Source organism: Vibrio sp. (genome assembly GCF_984391705.1).
This window is the reverse complement of sequence record NZ_CFHWOM010000002.1, coordinates 221914-243928: the sequence shown is the minus strand read 5'-3', so window position 1 is coordinate 243928 and position 22015 is coordinate 221914. Positions and strand designations below refer to the sequence as shown.

Here is a 22015-nt window from a genome sequence, read left to right as displayed (position 1 = left end):
AGACTAAATGAAAAAAAGCGAGCTTAAACGCTCGCTTTATCTCTATTACTCGTCGGCAACCAGTAACACACCCAGTTTCGCTTGTGCAGCCCCGTAACTAAAGACTTGGGCGTTACGCGTGTCAAACGTCATGATCGTTGTCGCACCTGGTAGATGATGGTTACTCCAAATATATGACGTAAGATCAGCATCACTGGTACGCGTATCAAATGCGCCACTAAAGGCTTTGATGTTCATAGCTGGCGTTCTACAAGAGAATTCAGCCAAGCTCACCAACTCTTTAATGTTTGGCATACGCCACTTCTGCTTGTCGCCAAATTTGTGCAGAGCATGACTTTCACTTTGGTTGATCGATTCAACTTCGTTTAGAGCCGCTTGCCAGAACATCCCCGTAGCGTCACCAGTACACGTCTCTTGCGCAGCGTTCCACTTTTGGCCAACTGCACAGCGCATCCATGTTAGGCCAGTAATTTTATCTTTCACTGTTCCATTATCATTGAACTCATAACGAATGTTTGGCGTACTCTTAGAGAAATCCACATGACACTCTTGTGCCGCCATAGACAATGTCGAAGCCAAAGTTAACGCCAGACCTATTGAGAACTTTTTCATTACTTCGCCTCCACATCTGCGACTAAACGAATAGCAAATTGGTAAGAGTCTCCGCTGTCTGCTGGTGACTCACTGGTGTAAATTTCCTGCGGGCTAATCGAACCACGTGAAGCGCCACGTGTTTCAATCGCATTGAAGAAATGACCATTCGCCCAAGCTTGATCGGAGTACTCTGAGAACGAGGCAAACTTAGTCCAAATTACACCGGTTTCGTAGTAACTAGCGATACTTTGTAATGGGAAGAACTGTTTAGTAAACCCATACACATTGTTACTTTCATCAGTTTGCGTCTCGCCGAAGTCAATCAAGTTGTACACTTCGTGCGAAGTAGGCAGACGCCAGTTAGTCAAGCCACATACTGCCTCAGTGTTAAGGTAATTCACGTACTCTTCGGTTGTACAGATATTGTCACTATCACGACAACCTAAGACATCGATGTCTTCATAGTAGGGATCAATAACACCCGACTCTTGGTAGGCAAACAAGCGATCTACATGACGCGGTGATGATTCATCATTCAGTTTGGTTTCCCAAATTAAGCCCGTGCGCTGGTCTTGAACACATGACCATTGCTGAGCATCTGCGGCCAACTCTTGGCGATTATTATCAAGCTTAACAAACTTAAACCCGCCATCTTTTGCATCATGACCAAACGAAGCATCTTGCCCAGGGTAGTCCGCTGGGGCTTCTTCGGTCACTGCGCCGTCTGCAAAGAACTGCGTGATGCCCGTATCATTAAAGCCTTTTTGAGCGACCACAGACTCTAACTTAGTAATCAGATTCGTCGTGTCTTCATCCGAAGGGGCTGCATCCAAAACAAAGCTGCGGTAATCATTAAGCTTTGATGCTAACGCGAAAAGCTGCGCGTTACGCTCACCACTGTCGATCGCGCTGGTAAGAGTCAGAACATTCTGTTCTAGAGTTTGGTATTCACTCGCATCACCATTATTAAGGATGTCATCATTTGGAAGACCAAGCTTGCCTAGCTGAACACTCACTTTTCGCACAGCAGATTGCACGGTATCACCTGATGCAACTTGTCCTGCAACCAGAGTGGAGATCGCATTAACGTTATTGCCGCTTGCTTTACGTTGCCCTGGAGCCACCAAAATAGAAGCTCCGTTACCGTTAGAGTAAGCGCTAAGAGTCGTCACGCCTGTGTCCAATTCCACAACGATAGGCGCGTCTAGTATTGCCTTGCTAGCGCTAGTGAAAGAGAACTTTCCGCCTGCTGCTTTGGTACTTGGCTCATTAGCATCACAGATAAAGTCTTGGTTTAGGTCGATACAGACTTTTTCGTCACCGTTTGCCGCATGGGCGTTAACTGTGCCTGAAAGAGTGTATGTTGGTGCGCTGTCATCAGAGCCACCGCCGCCACATCCCGCCAGTACGACAGCTGCGGCAAGCAAAGTAAGTTGAGTTTTCATATGCTACTTTCTTTATTAATGATTTCGATTCTGCTCACGACGCCAGAGTAATAGTCCACCTAGAAGCCAAAGCCCCCATGAGAACGCGCCTCCCCCTGAGCCGGATTTATTGTTGGTATGATTGATTTCTGTCTTATCCGTGGCTAAGCCGCAGGTGTAGCGTTCAACTTCACCGATGGCCCACTCGACTAAATGCCCCGAGTTACCAAGACCCACGTCGGACACTTCCAGTCGCCAGGTTCCGTTCAACGACTCTCCGATAAACACATCTAGTAATTCATCGTGCTTAGCTACCCAATAGAAATCCTTGGATTGTAATGAGTAGTTTTGATTAGCAACGAGCATAGTTCTTGAGCCTGATGGTGACACTAGCTCAATCTGTAAGTCGCTAAGGCGGGCGTGATTTATCTTGATGTAGACGCCAAAGTTGTTACCCACTTTGACCTTATCGTTAATGATAAAATTAAAGCTCTTAAAACCCGCATTGAAGGTTCCGTTGTTCGCCAATGAAGCATTTGGCAATACTGAATTTTGTACTTTTATCGGTTGGTTAATTTGTGGTACGCCCATAACTAGAGAGCGGCTGTGCTGCCAATTCAACGTTTGCAAATTGGTTTCAAACTGGTACTCAACATCTGCGTTCAGCTCAAATGGAACACCGCAAATATCAACCTCGTTAAATTCTATGCTTTGAGTTGCAACGGCAAACTTATCCTGCGTGAACGTAACTTGCTCACCATTTGATGTTGCTAAAGTTGCGTTTACTGTTGCTTGACGGCCATTAGCAATCAAACGAACAGTCAGTGGCTCAGATTCATCCACATAACGACTGTTTAGCTCCAAGCGAAATGGGGCTTTTTCTAGTCCATGCAGAGCGAAGTTATTTTTCAGAATTTCACGGTAATCGCGTGATGGGTAAAGCTTGTCAGCCACATACAGCATACTTTCGACCAGATCGTGCATTTTCATACCTCGACCTAGGCCAAACATGGACTCAAGTACTATCGTATCGACTTCTTCAAACGCCTCCTGTCCGTACTTTTCCACGCCTTGCTTTAACGTTTGGAATAGTGGTGTTGACCAAAGCTCATCACCGAGCTCTCCCCCTACACTTTCGTGCGCTCGATATTCGCTCGATTCAAAATACTTTGCGCGTTGGTTCCATAAACTACGGGTAGAGATTCTGTTACCAAAGTATCCATCCCAGTTGAATACCGTATCAATTTCAAACTTGGAACCTTGTTGGTAAAGTTTTCGATAACTCGCAGAACCTGCCCAGTAATCGGCAAATCCTTCAGCCATCGCGCCGGTATGGCCATAAGCCCAATCCTTAACGATTTGATAGTGAATACCATGACCCAATTCATGAATGACTACATCGGCATCAATCGCATCAGGAGATCCTCCAATACCGAACATGGCAGCTTTCGGACCATAGAAGTAACTCGAGTTATTGTTCGATAGACCGCGAGCATCCATTTGCACTGGTTGATCAAACAGTGAATAGCCAAGGGACTCGACGTAACGTAACGACGCATCAATATGATAAAACGCCATGACTTGGGTAAAGTCATTACTTGCAAAGGTGAGACGTTTAAGATCGCTGAGTTGACTAAACTCAGTGACCCCTTCTTGACCCAAAAACGATGCGCTCCCACTTTCCACCCATGTGTCTGAGTCAGCTTGGTACTCTTCTAGATATTCGGCATCAACTTGAGTAACACGGGAGTTAGCTAAGTAGTACTTACCTCCACTGCTGAGTACTTCCACTTGTCGCTCGACAAATCTCGGCGCATTTGGGTAGTCAGCAACATCCAACCATGGTGTTGTCGGCGGCGCTTGCCTATCCATGGTGCGTAGGTCTGGATCAACAATGTTCACCGATGCTGCCACGATATTTCCTGACGACAGCTCAGGAGGACGCTGTGCTTTCAGTCGGCGCGGAGCCTCTAACTCCGCGGCTTTTGTCGGTACACCATTACGGATAATAGTGTCATCTAAACTCTTAAATACGCGCTGTATAAGACCATCTTTGTCGGTGTGCACCACCAATGTCCGCTGCGCTTGGTACTCTCCATTCAAAATAATGTCAAAGTTGTATTGAGAGCCCAGTTTACTCTCTGTCTGATATCGAAGAGCGACACTGCCAGCTCCAGGATAGTTTTCAAGCAGGTAGGCTTGCGCCGCCGATGCATCGACGATAACTTCGTTACCCGCAGGGTAATCCCATTCTCCAGCCATCACGCATGAACTAAGAAGAGACAGAGCAATAATTGAGTATTTTAACTTCATGTTCGCTCCTTAAAATGCATAGCGAGCGTTAACGGTGAAATAGCGCCCAGATTCGGTTTGCCATTTCTCATGCAAGCTTTCCATGCCAGCAATATCTTGATAGCGAATATATTCGCGATCGAACAGGTTAATAACGTTTACGTTGATTGAAGCGTTGTTACCAAAGTCATACCCAGCGCCCACATCTACCGCCCCCCAGCCGGCAGTAGTTGCACAATCTACTTCCATTTTTGTCTGCTGATCGACACACGTGGTAGTGCGATTCATGTGATCCGCCCAGTTTAGCTGTACATAACCGTTGAATGCGCCATCGTCATAATCAAGAGCAAGGTTTCCTTCAAGTGGAGTTATCGCTCTCACGTATTCCCCTTCGTTATCCTTACCATCCACAACACCAACGCTGGTGCGCGCCACTATGTTATTTGTTAATTTGTACTCCACCGATGCTTCACCACCATAGGTACGCACACCGTCAAGGTTGGCAAAAGTAAGCTCAGTGAGGTTCGTATCAGAGTTTTTACCTAGGGTCTTTTGGTCAATAAAGTTAGTAAATACGTTGTAGAAAACCGCCCCGTAAACACGCAACGTGCCGTCATCGTACTTAGCGCCAAGCTCAAAACTGTCACTCGTTTCTTCTTCTAAATCGAAGTTAGGCAATATGACAAAGGCGTTCCCTTGGACAAAGTCATGGCTGACTAAACCGTAGGTTTTCGAGTACTCCGGCGCACGGTAGCCATGTTTATAACTAAAGTAACTGCTAAAAGATGGCGTGAATTGGTACGCGATAGATGCACTTGGCGATACTTCGCTGCTGTTATTATCAGGCAAATCTTCCATGCTAATTGATTCACCGTCTTCTGAGCTCAAACGATACGAGTCAAAGCGCAAACCTAACATTGCTCGCCAGCGGCCAATTTCCATTGAGTCTTGAATGAACGCGCCAATGGAGTAGCTTCTTGCAGGTGCAAAGGGGTTAGTTTCGGTAACCTGAACTCCGTGCCAGTCGGTCAGCTTTTCATCAACAGGGCGTTCATGATAAGTCGTCTCAAGCTTGCCACCATAAACAACAGTGTGTTTCACATCGCCCTGGTATACTTCTTTTGTTAGATCGGCTGACCAACCAATAAGCTGATCGTTAAATTGACGGTTTTCTATCTCACGACGAAGTAAGCGAACACCGTTAGAATCTCTGTACATCAACTTGTTATTGTCTTCATTGAACAAGGTGTTTCGGTAGTACAGCTTGGTGTCCAAGGTATCCAGAAGCAATGCTTGCGATTCATGCTCTGCTCCCACCCAAAACAGATAAGTCGAGGTGGTTTTTTCCTCATAAAAGGTGTCGATTTCCATTCGAGCATCACGTTGAGGAGGCGCAATACCTTCTTCACGGACCATCATCTCACGGTAGAAATCTGCTTTTGCTTTTAGTATCCACTCGTCATTTAGGTAATGTTGAACAGTGTATGCCGCGCTAATGCCATCAATTGTTCGGTTCCAAAGATTACTGTCGTAAGACTTCGTCTCCTCTCCGTTCCAATAGGCAGCCTGAACCAACGAGCTAGTGTCGCCCAAGCTAAATGCTAAGTTGGAAGAAAGCCTATAGCGCCCACTGTTATCAGAGTAGTTTGCCGCACCATCCACATAGAAGTCTTCTCCTTTAAGTAGATCTTCTGGCAAAAGTGACTTAACAATCACCACTCCGCCAAGCGCGCCAGAGCCATAGCTGGTTGAGCTTGCGCCCTTAACAACTTGAATTTCTTTAACCGCTGCAATATCAAACGAGTTATGGCCTGCGACATCATTAAGGTCATTAGCGCCATAGCCGTCAGATGTCGCGATGCCATCTTTCACTATCGAAATTCGGTTGCCAGACATGCCACGAATGGTAATGTTTTGCGCTGTGCCCGCCGATCCAGTCACGCTTACACCTGGCTCATTCTTTAGCGCTTCATATAACTCAGTTGAACCACGTTTGCGTAATTCTTCACCATCAATGACCGACACCGAACCCGCTGTTTCCGATAACGATTCTTCGTATTTATTGGCCGTAACAACGACCTCTTCAAAGGTACTTACGTCAGATTCAGCGTGTACAAGGCCCGTCGCTAGTGCGGTCAGCACAGCAACATTAACTTGTGAAAGTTTCATGGATGGCTCCGGTTATTCCGATGTTTGTAATTGATTAATAAGAAATGCGTAGTCCATTGCTTGTCTCAGTGATGACTGGCGCCTATCCGTAGCGTGGCCACTTTCAAAATCTGTATAAAGCAAATAAGGGCCTGTTCCTGTACTCATGGCTTTGATCTTGGTGAGATACTTAGCTCCCTCCCAATAAGGAACTCGACGATCATGCCACCCAACTCGCACCAATAGTGGTGGATAAGAGGCCTTGACGATATTCGACATCGGATCATAAGCCGACATCTTGGCAAGCTCGTTGGGTTGGTTTGGATTACCCCATTCCAAGTATTGTTGGCCAGTAAGAGGAAGAGTGGAATCAGACATACTCGCCACCACGTCAACAAAAGGCACGTTCAAGCTCGCCGCAGCAAAAAGATCTGGAGATTGGTTGATCGCCGCCGAAACTAACGTACCACCAGCACTAGAACCGATAGCTGCAACCGCTCGTCTTCCCTGTTGATATTGGGTCATTGCTTTCGCTGCTGCGACAAAATCATTCACCCCATTAAGTTTATTCACACCACGCCCTTCATGATGCCAGTCCGCACCAAAATACCCGCTACCGCGAACATGAGCGACTGCGTAGATTATGCCTCTGTCCATTAACGACACCGTCTGAGGCATAAAGTAAGGCTTCATAGTAAATCCGTAAGCACCGTAGCCATACAAAATCACAGGTGAACTTTTAGTGAGTAATGACGTTTTGTAGGCCAGTGTCACTGGCACTTTTACTCCATTTGAATCAATCAGTATCCGCTTAGTCTGGTATTCCGCTGGCTGGTAACTAGGGTATTGGTCTTGGCTCAGTTTGGAGCGCGTTAATGTCGAGACATCAAACTCTTCCCACATCGCAGGCTGCACCATCGACATTGAACGGATACGTAACTTATCACTTGCATAGTCACCAACGCGGCTCACCCAACCTACACTGCCTGGTGCAGATAACAGCTCTCGACGTTTCTCATTGCCGGCCTCATCCAAAATGACGAGACTCTTTTGTCCTTCATCGAGTTCGATCACCGCGATACCTGATTTAAAAAGATGGTAGGTTTCGAGTGTCGCATTTGAGTGAGGCGCGTAGATTTTCAGCCAATCAGCCTCGATTGATTTCGCTTGATAAAGAGCGAAATCACCATCGACATTATTTTGAATAATCAGCTGGTCATTGGCTACATCCGCGTAGTACTCAACGTTATCTCGGCGCAGTGCAAGCGGTTCAAGCAGCTGTCCTGAAGATAAATCGAGAAGACGCTGCTCGCTAGAAGATTCAGAGTTCGACTGAACCACAGCGTATTGACTTTGACTTGTGGGATAAGCTGACACTAGCCATGCTTGATCTGTTTCCACAAACATATCAAGTTTAGCTTGGCCCTCTAAAGAATAGCGGGTTAGCTTTGCAGGACGTGCATCTTCACCTACTTTGGTCACCGCGTAGATCTGCTTACCATCTAAAGACCAGAGCATGGTCGTATCACTGCCTGTCGCAATTGTCTGCTCTTCCCCAGAGCTAAGTGTTACAACAACCAATTGATATTGTTCATTCCCAACGATGTCTTCCGCCAGGGCAACGTGCTTGCCATCTGGACTTAGTGACCAATTGCCAAGTTCATAGTAGGCATGCTTCTCTGCTCGCTCACCGATGCTTAGCAATTTCGTCTCTTCTTTCTCGCCAAGTTTTCGCGTCGTTAACCAGCGCTCACCGTCAATGGATGACAGTAAAAATTCGTTTTCTCCATCAATTAACCAAGGTTGATTCGCGCGTTTAGGGCGATTGTTCGACCACTCAGATAATAAAGAATCCGCTAAAGGTTGGAGTCTTTTCTGGAATTGTTCGACTTCGTTATTGCGTTGCTTAAGATAGTCAGTAACGTCAGAGTTTGAACGAGAGTCATCTCTTAGCCATTGATAGTCATACTGTTCTGTATCCAGTTTTTCATTTGCTATAGCATTTGCAGCTATGGCTGACATAGAAAGCAGAATAATATTCACTAACTTCATAATATACGACGCAATATATAAATTTTTGATAGGGCGCGTATAGTGCATGCGAATGGTAATGAGATCAATTATCGTTTACAGATAATTGTGATTTAGATCACCTAAAATTGCGATTTTATAGAGTAAAAGCTTTAGTGGTAGGATGAGTGTTCTTGGTAATTGAACAAGAAACACTCATTATCTATTGAATATTAATGCGAATATTAGTCAGCGTATTTGCACTACTCAGCTACTGAATCAGCCGGACAACCAAGGATCCCGGAGCTCTTACTGACTCGACATTATGGCTAATTACAGTGGCATCAACCGGAGAAAAGTAAGTTTCGATCTCATCACCAAAACTGTTGTATTGAGTAGCAAGTTTTTGTCCTTTCGTCACTGCATCCATCAACTCAACATGACAAATCACAAATCCGCCTTGGCTCGCCCGAACGCTCACAATTCTTGAGCCTTCAACACTTTCCGCTTCTGCGCACTCCACCACACCTTCAACGCATTCATACGATTTGAGTATGTTTAATACCCCTTTCGTAGCGCGTTCAACCATTTCTAAATCGGTATACCGACCGATCCCCACTTCAATGGTGATCGATGGAATATCAGCACGATTGTATACCGTTTCTAAGATCCCAGGATCACCCGGGTCATTGAGTATTACGTCAGGGTTGATTAGTCTCGCCATCCGAATTGCGTCGTCCAAACGATAGTCAGCAAACGCATAAAGTGGATAAGCGCTGCCACTCGTTTGGGAATGCAAATCTATTGCTAAATCCGCATTCGGTTTCAACAAATTTTCCCACAAGCTATTGGCGTAGCGACTTGCATCATCACCAGTCGGGCTACCTGGAAACACTCGGTTCAAATTCGCAGATGAACTATCTGGTGCTGCAGAATGAAAATCTCGACTGTGTCTCGCGATACCAGACAGGTTCACTGTCGGCACAATGGTGACACTTCCTGCAAGCGTTTTTCCTACCAATTCTCGAGCCAGTTTTTGCGCTGTTAAAATCCCATTTTGCTCATCACCATGCACCCCAGCGGTAATCATAAAACGCTTACCCGGCTTAGCACCTTTAAATACTCTTACAGGCAGGGTTTGGGGATGACCAATAGCATCCGTTGCCACTGCAAACCAGAACTTATGTTCACCGGGCTCAAGTGCATCTACATCTAGTGCTTGAATAGTCGGATACATAGGGACAATACATTCATTCAATGGTTTGGTCATTTTACTCTCCAGTAAAACTCAATTAGTTAACGACTACACTTTGGCAACAAGCTTTTGCAGTAACCGAATCAGCTCTTTTTGTTCATCACCATCCAATACACTTAGGTACTCTTGATTTAGCCCTGCGGGAATCGGGATAAGCTGTTCTTCTAGTGCTTTTCCTTCTTCAGTCAGGTAAATACGAAATGAGCGACGACTTGCAGGATCGGCTCTACGTTCTACTAAACCAAGGTTTTCGAGCTTATCTAGAGTTCGCGTCGTGGTAGAGTTTTCAACTTTTGACTTTCTCGCAATATCTCGTTGGGTCACGCCTTCCTCTTCCCATAGGCACATTAACGTAGGCCACAAAGCGATCGTTAACCCATGTTTTTTTAGTTCTGTATCAAATAATTTGGCTGCGTCATTTGCCAGTACATTGATTAACCAACCAAAGCTTGTTTGTCGATCAAATTCTTGAGTCATAGAGGTCACTCACCTTCTCTCTATTAAGCTTATAGTGCAATTATTGCCATGGTAACTGATGTCGCGATCACAAGCACGCCTAACGCTCGACGATGCGAAGCAAAGAATAAAGAAACTTGGTATGGAGTGTATTTTTGAACTCCAGAAATCATGGCCCACGTTAACGGCTTAGCGCGAAGTTTGTAGATCAAAACTGCGCCAACATGAAGCCCAATAATCGCTGGCAGTGCATTAGCCAAACCAATGTGGATCGACTCCACAACCGTAAATAGCTCGTCGGTGAACCAAATGTGCGCTAGTGGTAGATTGTCTAACATTCCAGCCAACGCCATCCCCGATATGCATTGAATGAACAGCGTTGAAATCATGAGAACAACCATCCATCCACCTGCTGGGTTATGTCCTGGTTTTGCTTCTTCTTTACCAAGTAAATAGCGCAATACTGTTTTAGGAGCTCGGAGAAAATGAGCAAATCGACTCGTTTCACTCCCCACCGCTCCCCATATCAAGCGCCATACTAATAGTGTGAACAAAGCCAGCCCTAACTGGACATGTGGCCCATTTCCTGAAAAACCACTTGCCATTAAACCAACAAAAAGAATCGCTTGAAGCCAGTGGTATAAACGTGTTGCCAGATCCCAAACTTTCATATTTTCCTCTTTCGATATTATCACGATCATTTTCTTTGCATTAATTTACACAGCAATAGTTGCAATTGCAACTATTGCTGTGTAAATTAAACCTCATCGACACGGAATGATTCTGTCGATAGTCACTCGGAATAAGAGATCGAATTATGAAATACCGTATCGTCAGCCTACTTTTTGCTCTGCCACTTCTCGCTGCCGCTCAAAGTAATATCGATGTTATCGATCAGCGCCAAGAGGCATTCAGCCAAATTGAGTCGTTAACAAAAAAGGTAAACAAAACCCTCAACGGATCTGCAACTGATTGGAACCTTCTACAAACTCAAAGTGAAACTCTGCATAACAGCAGCCATTCACTCACAAATCTATTTCCAGCTGGATCCAAGCAGGGAAGTAAAGCGAAAGAGGACGTTTGGCAAAAACCAGATCAGTTCAACCAACTACTTCAGAAAATGGATGAAGGGTTCGAGACACTGTACTTAGCCAGTCAGGCTCAAGACATCAAACAAGCTCAGCAAGGGTTGAAGACCGCTGAGCAGACCTGTCGAAGTTGTCATCGTAGCTACCGCTCACGTTGGTAAGTACTGCGCCTTACTATCAATAAACCACCGATTTACATTAAGGAAATACCATGAAAAAACTATCTACAATCACACTTATCAGCGCTCTTTTTGCCTCTATTTCAGCGTTCGCTGCTGACTATGCGGTAGAGTTAAAATGGAATACCGACAATGCACAAGAAGTTCTCGATACCATGTCTGAGCAAAAAGCTGCATTTGGCAAGCTGGTCGAAGAAGGTGAAATTAAAGATATGTTTGTATCTCGAAGCCAAATTGACGGTAAACCACTGCAAATGCTGCGCTTCGTTATTGAAGCAGACGACGAACAACAAGTAACAGATAAATTGAAAGGCTTGCCTTTATACAAAAAAGAGTTGGTTAAAATTGCTCGTATCCAACCAATGGGATCAAAATGGCTAGACAACACACCCGTTTATAACAATTACGGCGTTACATTTACGTGGAAGCAGGATGTCGATGCGTTGGAGATGGATCGAGTATTAGGCATTGATCTACAACGCGTAATTAGCTTGAATCAAGCGGGATTAGTTACAGCGTCTTACTTAAACACTCAAACCCTAGAAAATGGTTTAGTACGCCCAATTTACTCAGTATCTTTCTTAGCAAAAGATGCGCGCCATGCTCAGGAACTGAGCAAACAATTTGAAGCTGTGACCTTAGGTTACGCTACGATTGAAGTCGTTCATTTAGGACACAAAATCAAAATCCAATAAAAAAAAACCGGGCTGTTGGCCCGGTTTTTCTATTAATGTTCTCGAGTGGAAGTGACGATGACACTAAACAGTATCAATGCGCCACCCACTAACTGCAGCATAGTGAGCGACTCTTGCAACCATACCATCGCGAAAATAGCACCAAATAGAGGCTCACTCCCCATCAACAAAGAAACTCGGGTTGGAGACGTTCTGCGCACCGCATAGTTTTGCACGTAAAAAGCAAACAAAGTGCAGAACAAGACTAAGTAAGCGACCGTAATCCAAAACTCTGTCGATGTGGGCAGTACGAACTCAGAAGCAGGAAGATAAACCAACGCAGCCGCAATAGCACAAGAAGCAACCACCAGCGATTGCAGAGAAGTTAGAGTGGATGTAGTAATTTCCTTACCTTCAGTGAAACGCTTAGTTAACGTCACCATCAAAGCGCGAAGCAAAGCAGCAGTTAAAATAAAGTAGTCACCAGTATTCAGAGAGAACTCAATCCCCTCTTCACTTGTGAGCATTAATACTCCAACCACACTACACACAGTAAGGCCGAGTAAGGTATTACTCACTCGTTTTTTGTTAATCACCAACTCTGCGAAGGCCGTTAAGATCACGGTTAAACTGATCAAAAAGGCCGCATTGGATGCAGAGGTCTGAGAGACCCCAAACACTTCGCAGAAAAAAATCGCCGATAGAATAAAGCCGGTCGGTATTGCTATCTTCCAATCTTTATTGAGCCCTCGGCGAAAGTCTCGAATCACTACAGGTAGCATACATAAAAAAGTGATTGAGAAACGTATCGAAATGAATAGTAAAACACTGGTATACACTAAGGCACTTTTTGTGAGCCCGTAACTCGTTCCCCAGAATACTGCTACCAATAGCAGCAGTGACTCTGTGACTGGAAACTTAAAACTCCCTTTTTTTAACGAACTCGCTGCCGTGGTCATACTATTCCTCCATCTTTGTAAAAGCGATTACGAGTACATCCCTGTACGCGCATTTTTCTGAACTTTCTGGTCGAATCGGAGACACCTCATGCATGGTTTGCTCATCATCTGCCATTACAACGTCAAACGTCTTGTCCAACATTAAGGTCTCTAATTCTTGTTTATTCGAGTCGGTAATGGTGGTTAGCCCGCCCATCACATTGATCTTATTAATCATCAAAGAGGCTATATAGGTAACACCGTCCCGATGTAACCCTTCAGGCGTCGGTTGCCCTAACTCCGAATCATCAGCAATAATTCGGTATGGATGTAAACGGATATTCCATTTTGTTGCTTGCCCTTCAACACCGTCGTATACCTGGCTCATAAGCTGTAATAGACGCTCCAAGATTGGAGAAGTCACAAAACGGTCAGTAAGTGGTTCAAAATAACGTTCAATATCGCCATTAAGCTGATTAATGTACGAAGGCTGAACATAAGCTTCATGGGGCAACATAGTAATTTCTTGGCTGCCCGGTAATTTCAAGAACTGGCCATAACGCCTATAACGATAGGTTCCCCCATCAGCCATATACTGATCACGTTCCAAGTGGTTCCAACAGTTTTTGAAACGAATTACTTCGTCGACATTAGTCTGCAGTAGCGAAGTCATATGTTTGCCACTAACAAAAACATACTGATTTTGAGCCAATATTTGAGTAATAACTGAAATATTTCGGCTCGTTGCTTGTTTTACACTCTCCATGAAATGCACCTCTCTACTACACAACTTGTTGGGCCTTTTCTGTCGCCAAATCCAGGCTTAATGAACGATGACTTCTTTGCTGAGCCACTTCCACTTCCCAGCTGTCTCTGTCACACAGATACCTCGGATTTTCGGCAACGATACTCGTCGCCAGAGCACTCCCTCTGGTGAGATTGAATAGAACACTGCCAGAAATAAATTCGGCAGTGTGGGCAATGAACGCATAGCTAGCGTTTTGCATCATGCTTCCAAAACGGCCCTCGACCGCTTCTTGTGTCCACATTTCGTTATGCAATGCTTTGGCTTTGAGAACATCGGTAGGTAAAGCCGCTGTTTCCAGCAACTTGTAAGCCTTCATCAGAACGGTTGCGGCTGGTGCTTCTCGCACTTCTAGTACCTTTTCGTCCTGATCGAGATGGTCGAACCCTACATATCGACCAATCTCATACGCGCCAACGTGGTTGTTAATGAAGGCAATTAACTCAAGTAAATTGATCGGCTGATCATTTAAAGTGACGGGATAGCCATGGCGAAAGCCGATCTTGATTTGATTGTTTTCAAGGTGTTTCTCTGGCTGCCAACGAGACCAGGTAAACAATGATTCTGATACAGTAAAGCTCTCGGGATTATCCAGTACCCCGGATTCAAACTCGCGGCACCATAGGTTGGAGTCACCACTCACATTGCGGCTTTTGAACCCAACTAAGCCAGAATGAAACAAAGCCTTAGCCTTATCTTCTCGAGGCACAGCGGAGTACTCATAAGGCGAACCGTAATAACCCTGATAGCCCGAACTCTCTATCGCACCATTTAAACGACGCAAACTGTTTTGCGATTGGTTTGCGGTATGGATAATTGCGTCACAGCCTAAAATCTCTGCAAGCTCTACTGCTTTTTTAACGATAATAGGACGTGAAAGTGAAGAGCTCACTGGATAGTCTCCTAGATACAGCGACTGAGCCTGAATCGCTGACACAAGGCTGTGTTCTACAAATTCTTGTCGAGCATCAATGATCTTAAGATCAAAACCATAATGATCAGTAATGAGTTTTAAGCTAGATTCTTCAATCCCATCGCCTAAATCCACGGCAAGTGCCGTTACTTTTACTTTGCTGCTTTTCAAAAGTTCTAGCACATATGAGCTATCCAGCCCTCCACTGAATAAGGTCAAAATATGATTCGAAACGTTGGCAACTGCCTTAACATCCTCGATACTTCTGATCTTCTTCATGTTTCACGTCCTTTATTATTTTTAGTTGTTGTCAATTGACTTAATTAGTATCTATAAGTAACTTGAGCGAAACAATACAGCCATAATGCAAAGGATAATTGCGCCATGGACACAAATAAGCTTATTCCGCTACTTTCTGAGATGGCAATCTTCGTGAATGTGGTTGAATCAGGCAGCTTTTCAAAGACAGCCAAAAAACTGGGTGTTTCACCTTCTTCGGTCAGCCGTTCAGTAACAAGACTAGAGAGTGCTTTGGAAGAAAAGTTGCTTGAACGAACGACTCGGCAAATGCGTCTCAGCTCTACTGGCCAAGAGGTTTATAGCTTATGTGCCGACATGATGAATTCAGCGAAAATGGCCGTCTCAGCGGCTCAAGTTGATAAAACTGATGTATCTGGCTCACTTAGAGTCGCAGCTCCTAAAGCGCTGTCTAGACAAGTATTGATGCCGATGATTCTTGATTTCATCGACGACTATCCAAACGTTTCTTTACAGCTAAAAGTGGCTGACCACTACATCGATCCTATCGGGGATGAAGTCGACATCATCATCATGATTACCAATAAACCCACTGAGGGTTTGATTGCTAAACCTCTAGGTCAATGTCGATTAGTTTTATGCGCGAGTCCAGCCTATATCGAAGAATATGGGATGCCCATTCACCCAGAAGACATATCGGGTCACAACTGCTTGTGCTTAGGGGAAAACCCCCGTGACCGTGTTTGGGAGTTCACTAACAATAACAAGCGGGTATCGATCAATGTCAGTGGCTCGTTTATTGTTAACCATAGCGAGATTCGCCGAGAAGCGGTATTAAGAGGAGTTGGTATTTCCGTATTCCCTGAATTTGCCATTCAATCTTATATTGATTCGGGCCAAGTCGTTGAAGTTTTGAGAGATTGGCATGTAGGGGGTAACTATCAAGGCAAGATTATTGCTCAGTATGCACAGTCGAAGTACATCCCGAGTCAGATTAAAACTTTCATCGAGTACCTACAGCAAAGATTAGTGTAATAAATCTAAAAAAAGCGAAGAAGATGCTTCGCTTTTTAGTTGTGATTCATATTGAGATTAACTGCGTAACTTCTCTAGTCTTGTCACCAATGCCTCAGCGAGTTGGTGCGTTGCGATATTGCGATTCACTACCTCCGAGGCGAGGAGACCGCTGTCAATGACAGACAGCCATTCGTGTATCATGGCTGAGAAGCCTTTGCTGGTTAACATTGGAGTCCAATCTTTCAAAGCTAAAGAGGATTCTCTCCCTTCTTCCCAAAGTTTACCAGCGACAAACGAATCAAACTCAACAGCCCTATTTTTATAGCTCGCTGATACGCTTTCCGTTGTCACACCAAATTGGCGATTCATTGAAGCATGTAGGAGTGTGTCATTCGACTGCCATTGAATATCGAGTCGAGCCAACTGATCACCCGCCCATTGCTGAGTGACGTACGCATCTTGTATTTCGGCCCTGCTATCAAGATTGACGCTATCAAGCGGGTGAATAAAGTCATCAAAAACAAATGTTCGTATATCACCGGAAAGGTCATAGCGGTGCTTTTCCCATCGTAGGGATCTTAAATCACCACAGCCACCGCTCACTAATTCTGGCAACCACTCGTTGTACAAAGGGATGTGACGGCGATTAAACCCAACATAGAGAGGTGTATTGTGCTTACCCGCAATTTCATAAAGCTCTAGAACATCCGCAGCACTGTCCGCTAACGGCTTATCAACGAAAGTCGGTACCCCCAACTTCAAGAAATAACTGGCAATTTGTTTATGAACGCTGGTCGCAGCATGAATCATCACAGCATCTACCCCGAGCGTGGGTAACTCACGATAGTCAGTGCAGGTTTTTAAAACTCGATGCTGCTGCGCTAGCTGCTCTAGCACTGCTGAACTTCGTGTACAGAAGATAGGCTCTACCTGAGATAACTGAGTAATAATGGGAAGGTATGCCTTCTGAGCGATATCCCCTAAGCCAATTATGCCGATTTTTATCATTGTTTTAACTCCACTTTAGCATACGTACTTCATTGCCCTCTTCAGGTTTTCTTGGAATATTGAGCGACAGTAACAAGCTTACCATCGCCATCCCAGCACCGATATAAAACACGGCAGAGGGAGAGATTAACCAAATAAAGCCGAATGAGACTGGAATAAATACCGCCGCAATATGGTTAATAGTAAACGACACGCCTGCCGTCGATGCCATATCGGCTGGATCAGCAATTTTCTGGAAGTAAGTTTTAATGGCTAACGCTAAAGCGAAGAACAGGTGGTCAATGACGTATAGCGCGGCTGCCCATTCTGCGGTTTGGACCATTGCGTATCCAGTGAATACACCGATTAAGCCGATATATTCAAAAATCAGCGCTTTTCGCTCGCCAACTTGACCAATGAACTTACCGATTCTTTTTGCAAATAAGAAATTAAACAGGTAGTTGATAAGAAATAGTAAGGTGATATCCGCAGCCGAATAGCCAAACTTTTCTACCATCAAGAACCCTGCAAACACGGTGAAAATTTGTCGACGAGCTCCACTCATAAAGGTTAACGCATAGTAGAGCCAATAACGCTTTCGCAACACCAACTTTTTATTCTGAGGGACTTTCGACTGAAACTCGGGAAAGGCAAACGCCATCCAAACCACCAGCAAAAATCCAACGCCACCGAATGTCAGGTAAACCCATTTAAAGTCCATATGAAAGACCTCAAGACAAACCCAAAGAGCCCCATAAGTACACAGTGAGGCTAGCGCTCCTATCGATATAAACTTACCCAACATTTCCGGTGCTTCATCTTTCGACAACCACTGAAGTGACAGAGATTGCTTGAGGGTTTCGAAGTAATGGAATCCTATCGACATGAGTAAGGTCGTCATCAGCAAACCAAAGAGCGTGGGAAAGAACCCCGTGATAGCGGTGCCTAGAGTGAGCGCCGCAAGCGAAAGTAAAATAAAACGTTGCTCACGAATAAAAAGAAGTACGAACACGGCGGTGAACGCAAGGAAACCGGGGATTTCGCGTACACTTTGCAACAAACCAATATCTGCGCCATCAAAGTTGGCTTTCTCTATCACAAAGTTGTTTAGCAACGCCATCCAGCTTGAAAATGCGATCGGAACAACGATAGAGATAACGAGCAAAAAGTTTTGCGGTGTTTTCCAAGACGTGGCTTCAGAGTTCATAAACTTATCCTTGGTTTGACGAGTCGCTCCGACACGAATTGCAAGATTCAAATCATTCAGAGTCATAATTACTGGCGAGCTATTCGATATGGAATAATATGCGCAACCTAAGCGGACTCTAACACGTTATTCTCGCTTGATCTGCTCAATTGTCACGACTAGGTCTCTCGAAACAGAATCCCACACATCTTTAAGAGCACTCAAAAAAAGACACCTCCAATAGGCGTAAAACCTAAGTGGAGGTGCGTGGCTATGTTTAGTAAAGCGCGGCAGGCTATTGTTTATCGAGCTGCTTTAACATTGCCTCCACCGCAACTTCAAGTTGACGGTCTTTGTTCTTCGCGACATCTTCTGGCGATTTGTAGACCAAGATGTCAGGGACAATTTCTTGGTTTTCAAACCAATTACCGCTGTCATCTTTGAAGCCTAGCTGAGGCACACCATAGTTGATCCGAGACTCTTGCAGGCTTGGCCAAATTACCGCCGTCCCCGTCCCTGGTACACGTTCGCCGACGAGCATTCCTAGCCCCTCTCGCTTATAAAAGAAAGGCGTGATCGAACCATCAGAGTAGCTGTTTGCATCGGCAATCATAATGCTTGGTTTCGCCCAGCGCCTTTCGGGGAATGACGTCAATTGATACCCATCACGTGTTTCAATCGAGCTATGACGCACACCAGAAAGCACCTCCATCAATTGACTGGTCAAGTTGCCGCCCATATTAAAGCGCACATCCACGACCACCGCTTCCTTGTCGCGGTACTTACCAAACAGATCATTCTGCATTCGCTCAAAGCTATCTGGTCCCATTTCGGCTAAGTGGACATAACCAAGTCGACCATTCGACAGTTTTTCTGTGAGGGCTTGACGCTCCTCAACCCACGCATCATACGCCAGTTGCCCTTCTTGCCAAGTGCTAATAGGAACAAGCTTAAAGTCTTGCGCTGATTCATCGCCCGGCTTCAACACTTTGAGTTTGGTGATACGCCCCTTCTTAAAGTTGAGGTGTGAGTAAATGTCTTGATCTGGCGCGATCTCTACACCGTCTACCGAGTAAATTATACTGCCCGGTTTAATTGGAGACCGGTACGTATCCGCAGGACCGCCCGCCAACACCGCTTTTACTCGAACGCCTTTACCTCGGTAATTATGATCATAAAACAGACCGAGCGAAGAAGGCTCTTCCCAAGTACTCTGCCAGTCATCAAACTGGGATCCTGTATGAGAAGCGTTCAGTTCACCGGCAAGCTCGCTCAGTAGCTCGGCAAAGTCAATGTAGTTGTGAATACCCGAAAGCTGCTGTTTATATAGCTCACCATATTTATCCCAATCAACGCCATGCATATTAGGATCGTAGAACTTCACTTTGGTCAACTGCCAAGCATGGTCAAACATAGCACCAACTTCGGCTGAGAAGTCATAATTGGCCTGAGCCGCGTAGTCAATGTATTCGCTTTCAGCTGTCACAATATTGAGCTTTTCGATGCCTTGATCGCCAATAATCACCAAGGTTTCATCATCGGGTGCCATGGCAGCAGCGCGAACGTCGTAGTAACTTCGAGTGAAGAGAGGTGTGCGCTCCCCCGTTATTAGGTCAATCTCAGAGATTTCCGCATTGTCCCCTTCAGCACTGATGACCACCATATACTGATTGTTGGCGGATAAATGGGTGAACATCGGTGACGTAGAGTAAGCCGTGACACGCTCAGTTCGATATTTCAGTCCCTTCTCTTCAATGACGGTCGGCTCTGGTGGCGAGTTTTCATCACTACTATCGTGGTTTCCCGCAATTTCTTCATCAAGCCAACGCTGTTCATCGGTCTTATTGGCGTTAAACTGCGCTTGCTGATTTAAGTAGGTGATGTAGATATCTTGCAGCTGGGTAAATCCATCAATGCCATAAGAGGAATTGGCATTACTTAACCAATACACCGCTTGGCCATCTTGTGAGAATTTCGGGCGATTTTGGGTGAACCCGCTCTTAGTGATATTGATCGGTGCTTCACTGCCATCGGCTTTGATCAGAACGACATCACTGTCTAATTCAGAGTTGTTGCGAGTCGCCACATATTCACTATCTGGGGACCAGCTGTATGACAAGTCCCCATCCATGTAGGAATAGAGCGCTTGATTATCCAACAAGGTGTACGTTGCATCTTGCTCAAGATCGTACACTTTCAGCGTATTACGATCTTCTCGATACAACACGCGCTTACCGTTCGGTGAATAGAGCGGTTGGAACTCATCGACTGGTTTATCAGACAACTGCTCTTCGACAATATCATACGATGTCGAGAAGCTTTTCCCCGTGTCGTTCACATAACTTTGGAATACATCCCAGTTACCGTTTCGCTCCGACGCGTACATGATGGAGTAACCATCTTTAGAAAATGAAATGTCTCGCTCCGCGGCAGGTGTATCTGTAATTCGTTTTGTCATACCAGATAAAAGCGACACAACGTATACATCCCCACGTGCAACAATCGCCACTTCAGGCGCGTAAGGCGAGACCGCGATTTCCGTGGCTTCATTATTCAAAGTCACGAAGCGTCGCCCCTGATTTAGCGAGGTTTGACGAATAAACACATCAACAGGCTCTGCGTTTGCCTGCTCTGCTTTCTTAAGCCAGATTTGGCCATTGTAACCGTAGGCGAGATCACCGCTTAAACTCGCACTGAGGAAACGAACCGGTAAGGTGTCATGGTTGGTGATTTGCTCTGGCTCGGCGCCATCCTCCATGCGCTTTTTCCACACATTGAATGACCCAGAACGTTCGGACAAATAGTAGAAGTTTGAATCATCATTCGCCCAAACGGCATTTCTGTCTTCTCCGCGAAACGAAGTGAGTTTACGATGCTGCTTAGTTTGCGTGTCGTATCGCCAAATGTCACGAGTGGCGTCTGAAACTGCTCGCTTTCGCCACTCTTGCTCAAATGAAGGCTCATCAGTATAGAGATATGCTGTGCCATCCGATTTCATTGACAAAGCACTCACTGGGTTTGACAGCAGCAGCTTCTCGCGTCCACCTTCGCTTGATACGGAATATAAGTGCTTGCTACTGTTGCCCATAAAACCGTTATTCAGCGTTGCGTCACTGTCACCAAGTCGCCTTGAACTGAACAACACCTCTGAACCATCAAAGCTAAAAGCGTATGGCACGTCGGCGCTTGAGTGGTACGTTAACCTTTTTGCTTGTCCGCCAGTAACGGGCACGATGAACACATCACCAGAACCAAACCGCTTGGATTGAAACGCAATCGACTGACCGTCAGGAGACCAAACAGGATGATCGCTATACACATCACTCCCGGTCAATGGCGTCGCTTCTCCCCCGCTAGCGCTGATAAGCCATATCTGCCCGGCGTAGGTAAACGCGATCTTTTCGCCGTCTGGAGACATCGCGATATCTCTTAACCACTTAGGGCTCGTATTTTTAACGTCTGAAGCAGTGGCGACATTGGGTAATGCAAGTAACAAAGAGAGCGCAAGCAAGCCCTTTCTAGAACTGAGGCACAACATAATGGTCCTTTATTGTTATTTTAAAAAGATAATTACTTATCGTATTACGATAACTTTTTACTAGCAACGATTAGATGAAATTTTAAATAGAATAATTAATACAAATAAGCATTCTTAATGTACGACATAACTCATAGAGTGCATATATGAAGACTTTGAGAAGCGTCTCTATCAGAGTGCTAGGTATGTAAGATATCTGAATGAAAAACACTCTATTCAAAGCATGATCGCAAAATTTACACTTTCCATCATC

The 22015-nt window shown here is 45.2% G+C and carries 17 protein-coding genes; 3 read left to right on the top strand and 14 right to left on the bottom strand.

Translation table 11 applies throughout. The annotated features are described in order from the left end of the window. Nucleotides 1-45: 45 nt before the first annotated feature. The 8 genes from AC4MRV_RS03445 to AC4MRV_RS03410 form a co-directional block, all read right to left on the bottom strand. The gene (locus AC4MRV_RS03445; RefSeq protein WP_491186023.1) at nt 46-612 is read right to left on the bottom strand and encodes an Lcl C-terminal domain-containing protein; all 567 of its coding nucleotides are present in this window, start codon (nt 610-612) and stop codon (nt 46-48) included. After that, nucleotides 612-2039 (bottom strand): Lcl domain-containing protein, encoded by a 1428-nt coding sequence (locus AC4MRV_RS03440; protein WP_491186022.1) that lies wholly within the window; start codon nt 2037-2039, stop codon nt 612-614. The genes AC4MRV_RS03445 and AC4MRV_RS03440 overlap by 1 nt, the downstream gene beginning before the upstream one ends. A 15-nt stretch (nt 2040-2054) precedes the next feature. Beyond that, nucleotides 2055-4331: a proprotein convertase P-domain-containing protein gene (locus AC4MRV_RS03435; RefSeq protein ID WP_491186021.1), complete on the bottom strand. Its 2277-nt coding sequence runs from the start codon at nt 4329-4331 to the stop codon at nt 2055-2057. A 9-nt stretch (nt 4332-4340) separates the two neighbouring features. Further along, nucleotides 4341-6479, bottom strand: a complete 2139-nt coding sequence (locus AC4MRV_RS03430; protein ID WP_491186020.1) for a TonB-dependent hemoglobin/transferrin/lactoferrin family receptor — start codon at nt 6477-6479, stop codon at nt 4341-4343. A 12-nt stretch (nt 6480-6491) separates the two neighbouring features. Beyond that, nucleotides 6492-8510 (bottom strand): prolyl oligopeptidase family serine peptidase, encoded by a 2019-nt coding sequence (locus AC4MRV_RS03425; protein ID WP_491186019.1) that lies wholly within the window; start codon nt 8508-8510, stop codon nt 6492-6494. A gap of 229 nt (nt 8511-8739) precedes the next feature. After that, a complete protein-coding gene (locus tag AC4MRV_RS03420) occupies nt 8740-9738 on the bottom strand; it encodes a succinylglutamate desuccinylase/aspartoacylase family protein (RefSeq protein ID WP_491186018.1) in 999 nt (332 codons plus the stop codon). Nucleotides 9739-9771: 33 nt separating this feature from the next. Continuing rightward, entirely contained in the window at nt 9772-10200 is a 429-nt protein-coding gene (locus AC4MRV_RS03415) for a MarR family winged helix-turn-helix transcriptional regulator (protein WP_491186017.1), read from the bottom strand. A gap of 29 nt (nt 10201-10229) precedes the next feature. Continuing rightward, nucleotides 10230-10850, bottom strand: a complete 621-nt coding sequence (locus AC4MRV_RS03410) for a cytochrome b/b6 domain-containing protein (RefSeq protein WP_491186016.1) — start codon at nt 10848-10850, stop codon at nt 10230-10232. 146 nt (nt 10851-10996) lie between these two features. On the opposite strand from AC4MRV_RS03410, the gene AC4MRV_RS03405 reads away from it, so the two are divergent. Together AC4MRV_RS03405 and AC4MRV_RS03400 are read left to right on the top strand one after the other, a co-directional pair. Next, nucleotides 10997-11428, top strand: coding sequence for a c-type cytochrome (locus tag AC4MRV_RS03405; RefSeq protein WP_491186015.1), 432 nt, complete (start codon nt 10997-10999; stop codon nt 11426-11428). 50 nt (nt 11429-11478) lie between these two features. Further along, nucleotides 11479-12141 carry a PH domain-containing protein gene (locus tag AC4MRV_RS03400; RefSeq protein WP_491186014.1) on the top strand — a complete coding sequence of 221 codons (663 nt, stop codon included), beginning with the start codon at nt 11479-11481 and terminating at the stop codon, nt 12139-12141. Nucleotides 12142-12173: 32 nt separating this feature from the next. Here AC4MRV_RS03400 and AC4MRV_RS03395 read toward each other — a convergent pair whose 3' ends face one another. From AC4MRV_RS03395 to AC4MRV_RS03385, 3 genes are read right to left on the bottom strand one after another with little or no spacing between them, the layout of a single operon-like run. Beyond that, on the bottom strand, nt 12174-13079 hold the full coding sequence (locus AC4MRV_RS03395) for a DMT family transporter (RefSeq protein ID WP_491186013.1): 906 nt from the start codon (nt 13077-13079) through the stop codon (nt 12174-12176). A gap of 1 nt (nt 13080) precedes the next feature. Beyond that, a complete protein-coding gene (locus AC4MRV_RS03390) occupies nt 13081-13824 on the bottom strand; it encodes a 2OG-Fe dioxygenase family protein (protein ID WP_491186012.1) in 744 nt (247 codons plus the stop codon). Nucleotides 13825-13840: 16 nt separating this feature from the next. Then, entirely contained in the window at nt 13841-15055 is a 1215-nt protein-coding gene (locus tag AC4MRV_RS03385; RefSeq protein ID WP_491186011.1) for an argininosuccinate synthase-related protein, read from the bottom strand. Nucleotides 15056-15160: 105 nt separating this feature from the next. Here AC4MRV_RS03385 and AC4MRV_RS03380 point away from each other — a divergent pair, with 105 nt between their 5' ends. Continuing rightward, nucleotides 15161-16069, top strand: coding sequence for a LysR family transcriptional regulator (locus AC4MRV_RS03380; RefSeq protein WP_491186010.1), 909 nt, complete (start codon nt 15161-15163; stop codon nt 16067-16069). 57 nt (nt 16070-16126) lie between these two features. Here AC4MRV_RS03380 and AC4MRV_RS03375 read toward each other — a convergent pair whose 3' ends face one another. The 3 genes from AC4MRV_RS03375 to AC4MRV_RS03365 form a co-directional block, all read right to left on the bottom strand. Continuing rightward, nucleotides 16127-17056: a Gfo/Idh/MocA family protein gene (locus tag AC4MRV_RS03375; protein ID WP_491186045.1), complete on the bottom strand. Its 930-nt coding sequence runs from the start codon at nt 17054-17056 to the stop codon at nt 16127-16129. A gap of 7 nt (nt 17057-17063) precedes the next feature. Next, on the bottom strand, nt 17064-18245 hold the full coding sequence (locus tag AC4MRV_RS03370; RefSeq protein ID WP_491186009.1) for an MFS transporter: 1182 nt from the start codon (nt 18243-18245) through the stop codon (nt 17064-17066). A gap of 274 nt (nt 18246-18519) precedes the next feature. After that, on the bottom strand, nt 18520-21762 hold the full coding sequence (locus tag AC4MRV_RS03365) for a S41 family peptidase (RefSeq protein WP_491186008.1): 3243 nt from the start codon (nt 21760-21762) through the stop codon (nt 18520-18522). Between the last annotated feature and the right edge of the window lie 253 nt (nt 21763-22015).

Bases quoted from the DNA above. Each gene is read 5' to 3' on its own strand.
- AC4MRV_RS03445 (WP_491186023.1), bottom strand. From the start codon at position 612: ATGAAAAAGTTCTCAATAGGTCTGGCGTTAACTTTGGCTTCGACATTG.
- AC4MRV_RS03440 (WP_491186022.1), bottom strand. From the start codon at position 2,039: ATGAAAACTCAACTTACTTTGCTTGCCGCAGCTGTCGTACTGGCGGGA.
- AC4MRV_RS03435 (WP_491186021.1), bottom strand. From the start codon at position 4,331: ATGAAGTTAAAATACTCAATTATTGCTCTGTCTCTTCTTAGTTCATGC.
- AC4MRV_RS03430 (WP_491186020.1), bottom strand. From the start codon at position 6,479: ATGAAACTTTCACAAGTTAATGTTGCTGTGCTGACCGCACTAGCGACG.
- AC4MRV_RS03425 (WP_491186019.1), bottom strand. From the start codon at position 8,510: ATGAAGTTAGTGAATATTATTCTGCTTTCTATGTCAGCCATAGCTGCA.
- AC4MRV_RS03420 (WP_491186018.1), bottom strand. From the start codon at position 9,738: ATGACCAAACCATTGAATGAATGTATTGTCCCTATGTATCCGACTATT.
- AC4MRV_RS03415 (WP_491186017.1), bottom strand. From the start codon at position 10,200: ATGACTCAAGAATTTGATCGACAAACAAGCTTTGGTTGGTTAATCAAT.
- AC4MRV_RS03410 (WP_491186016.1), bottom strand. From the start codon at position 10,850: ATGAAAGTTTGGGATCTGGCAACACGTTTATACCACTGGCTTCAAGCG.
- AC4MRV_RS03405 (WP_491186015.1), top strand. From the start codon at position 10,997: ATGAAATACCGTATCGTCAGCCTACTTTTTGCTCTGCCACTTCTCGCT.
- AC4MRV_RS03400 (WP_491186014.1), top strand. From the start codon at position 11,479: ATGAAAAAACTATCTACAATCACACTTATCAGCGCTCTTTTTGCCTCT.
- AC4MRV_RS03395 (WP_491186013.1), bottom strand. From the start codon at position 13,079: ATGACCACGGCAGCGAGTTCGTTAAAAAAAGGGAGTTTTAAGTTTCCA.
- AC4MRV_RS03390 (WP_491186012.1), bottom strand. From the start codon at position 13,824: ATGGAGAGTGTAAAACAAGCAACGAGCCGAAATATTTCAGTTATTACT.
- AC4MRV_RS03385 (WP_491186011.1), bottom strand. From the start codon at position 15,055: ATGAAGAAGATCAGAAGTATCGAGGATGTTAAGGCAGTTGCCAACGTT.
- AC4MRV_RS03380 (WP_491186010.1), top strand. From the start codon at position 15,161: ATGGACACAAATAAGCTTATTCCGCTACTTTCTGAGATGGCAATCTTC.
- AC4MRV_RS03370 (WP_491186009.1), bottom strand. From the start codon at position 18,245: ATGAACTCTGAAGCCACGTCTTGGAAAACACCGCAAAACTTTTTGCTC.
- AC4MRV_RS03365 (WP_491186008.1), bottom strand. From the start codon at position 21,762: ATGTTGTGCCTCAGTTCTAGAAAGGGCTTGCTTGCGCTCTCTTTGTTA.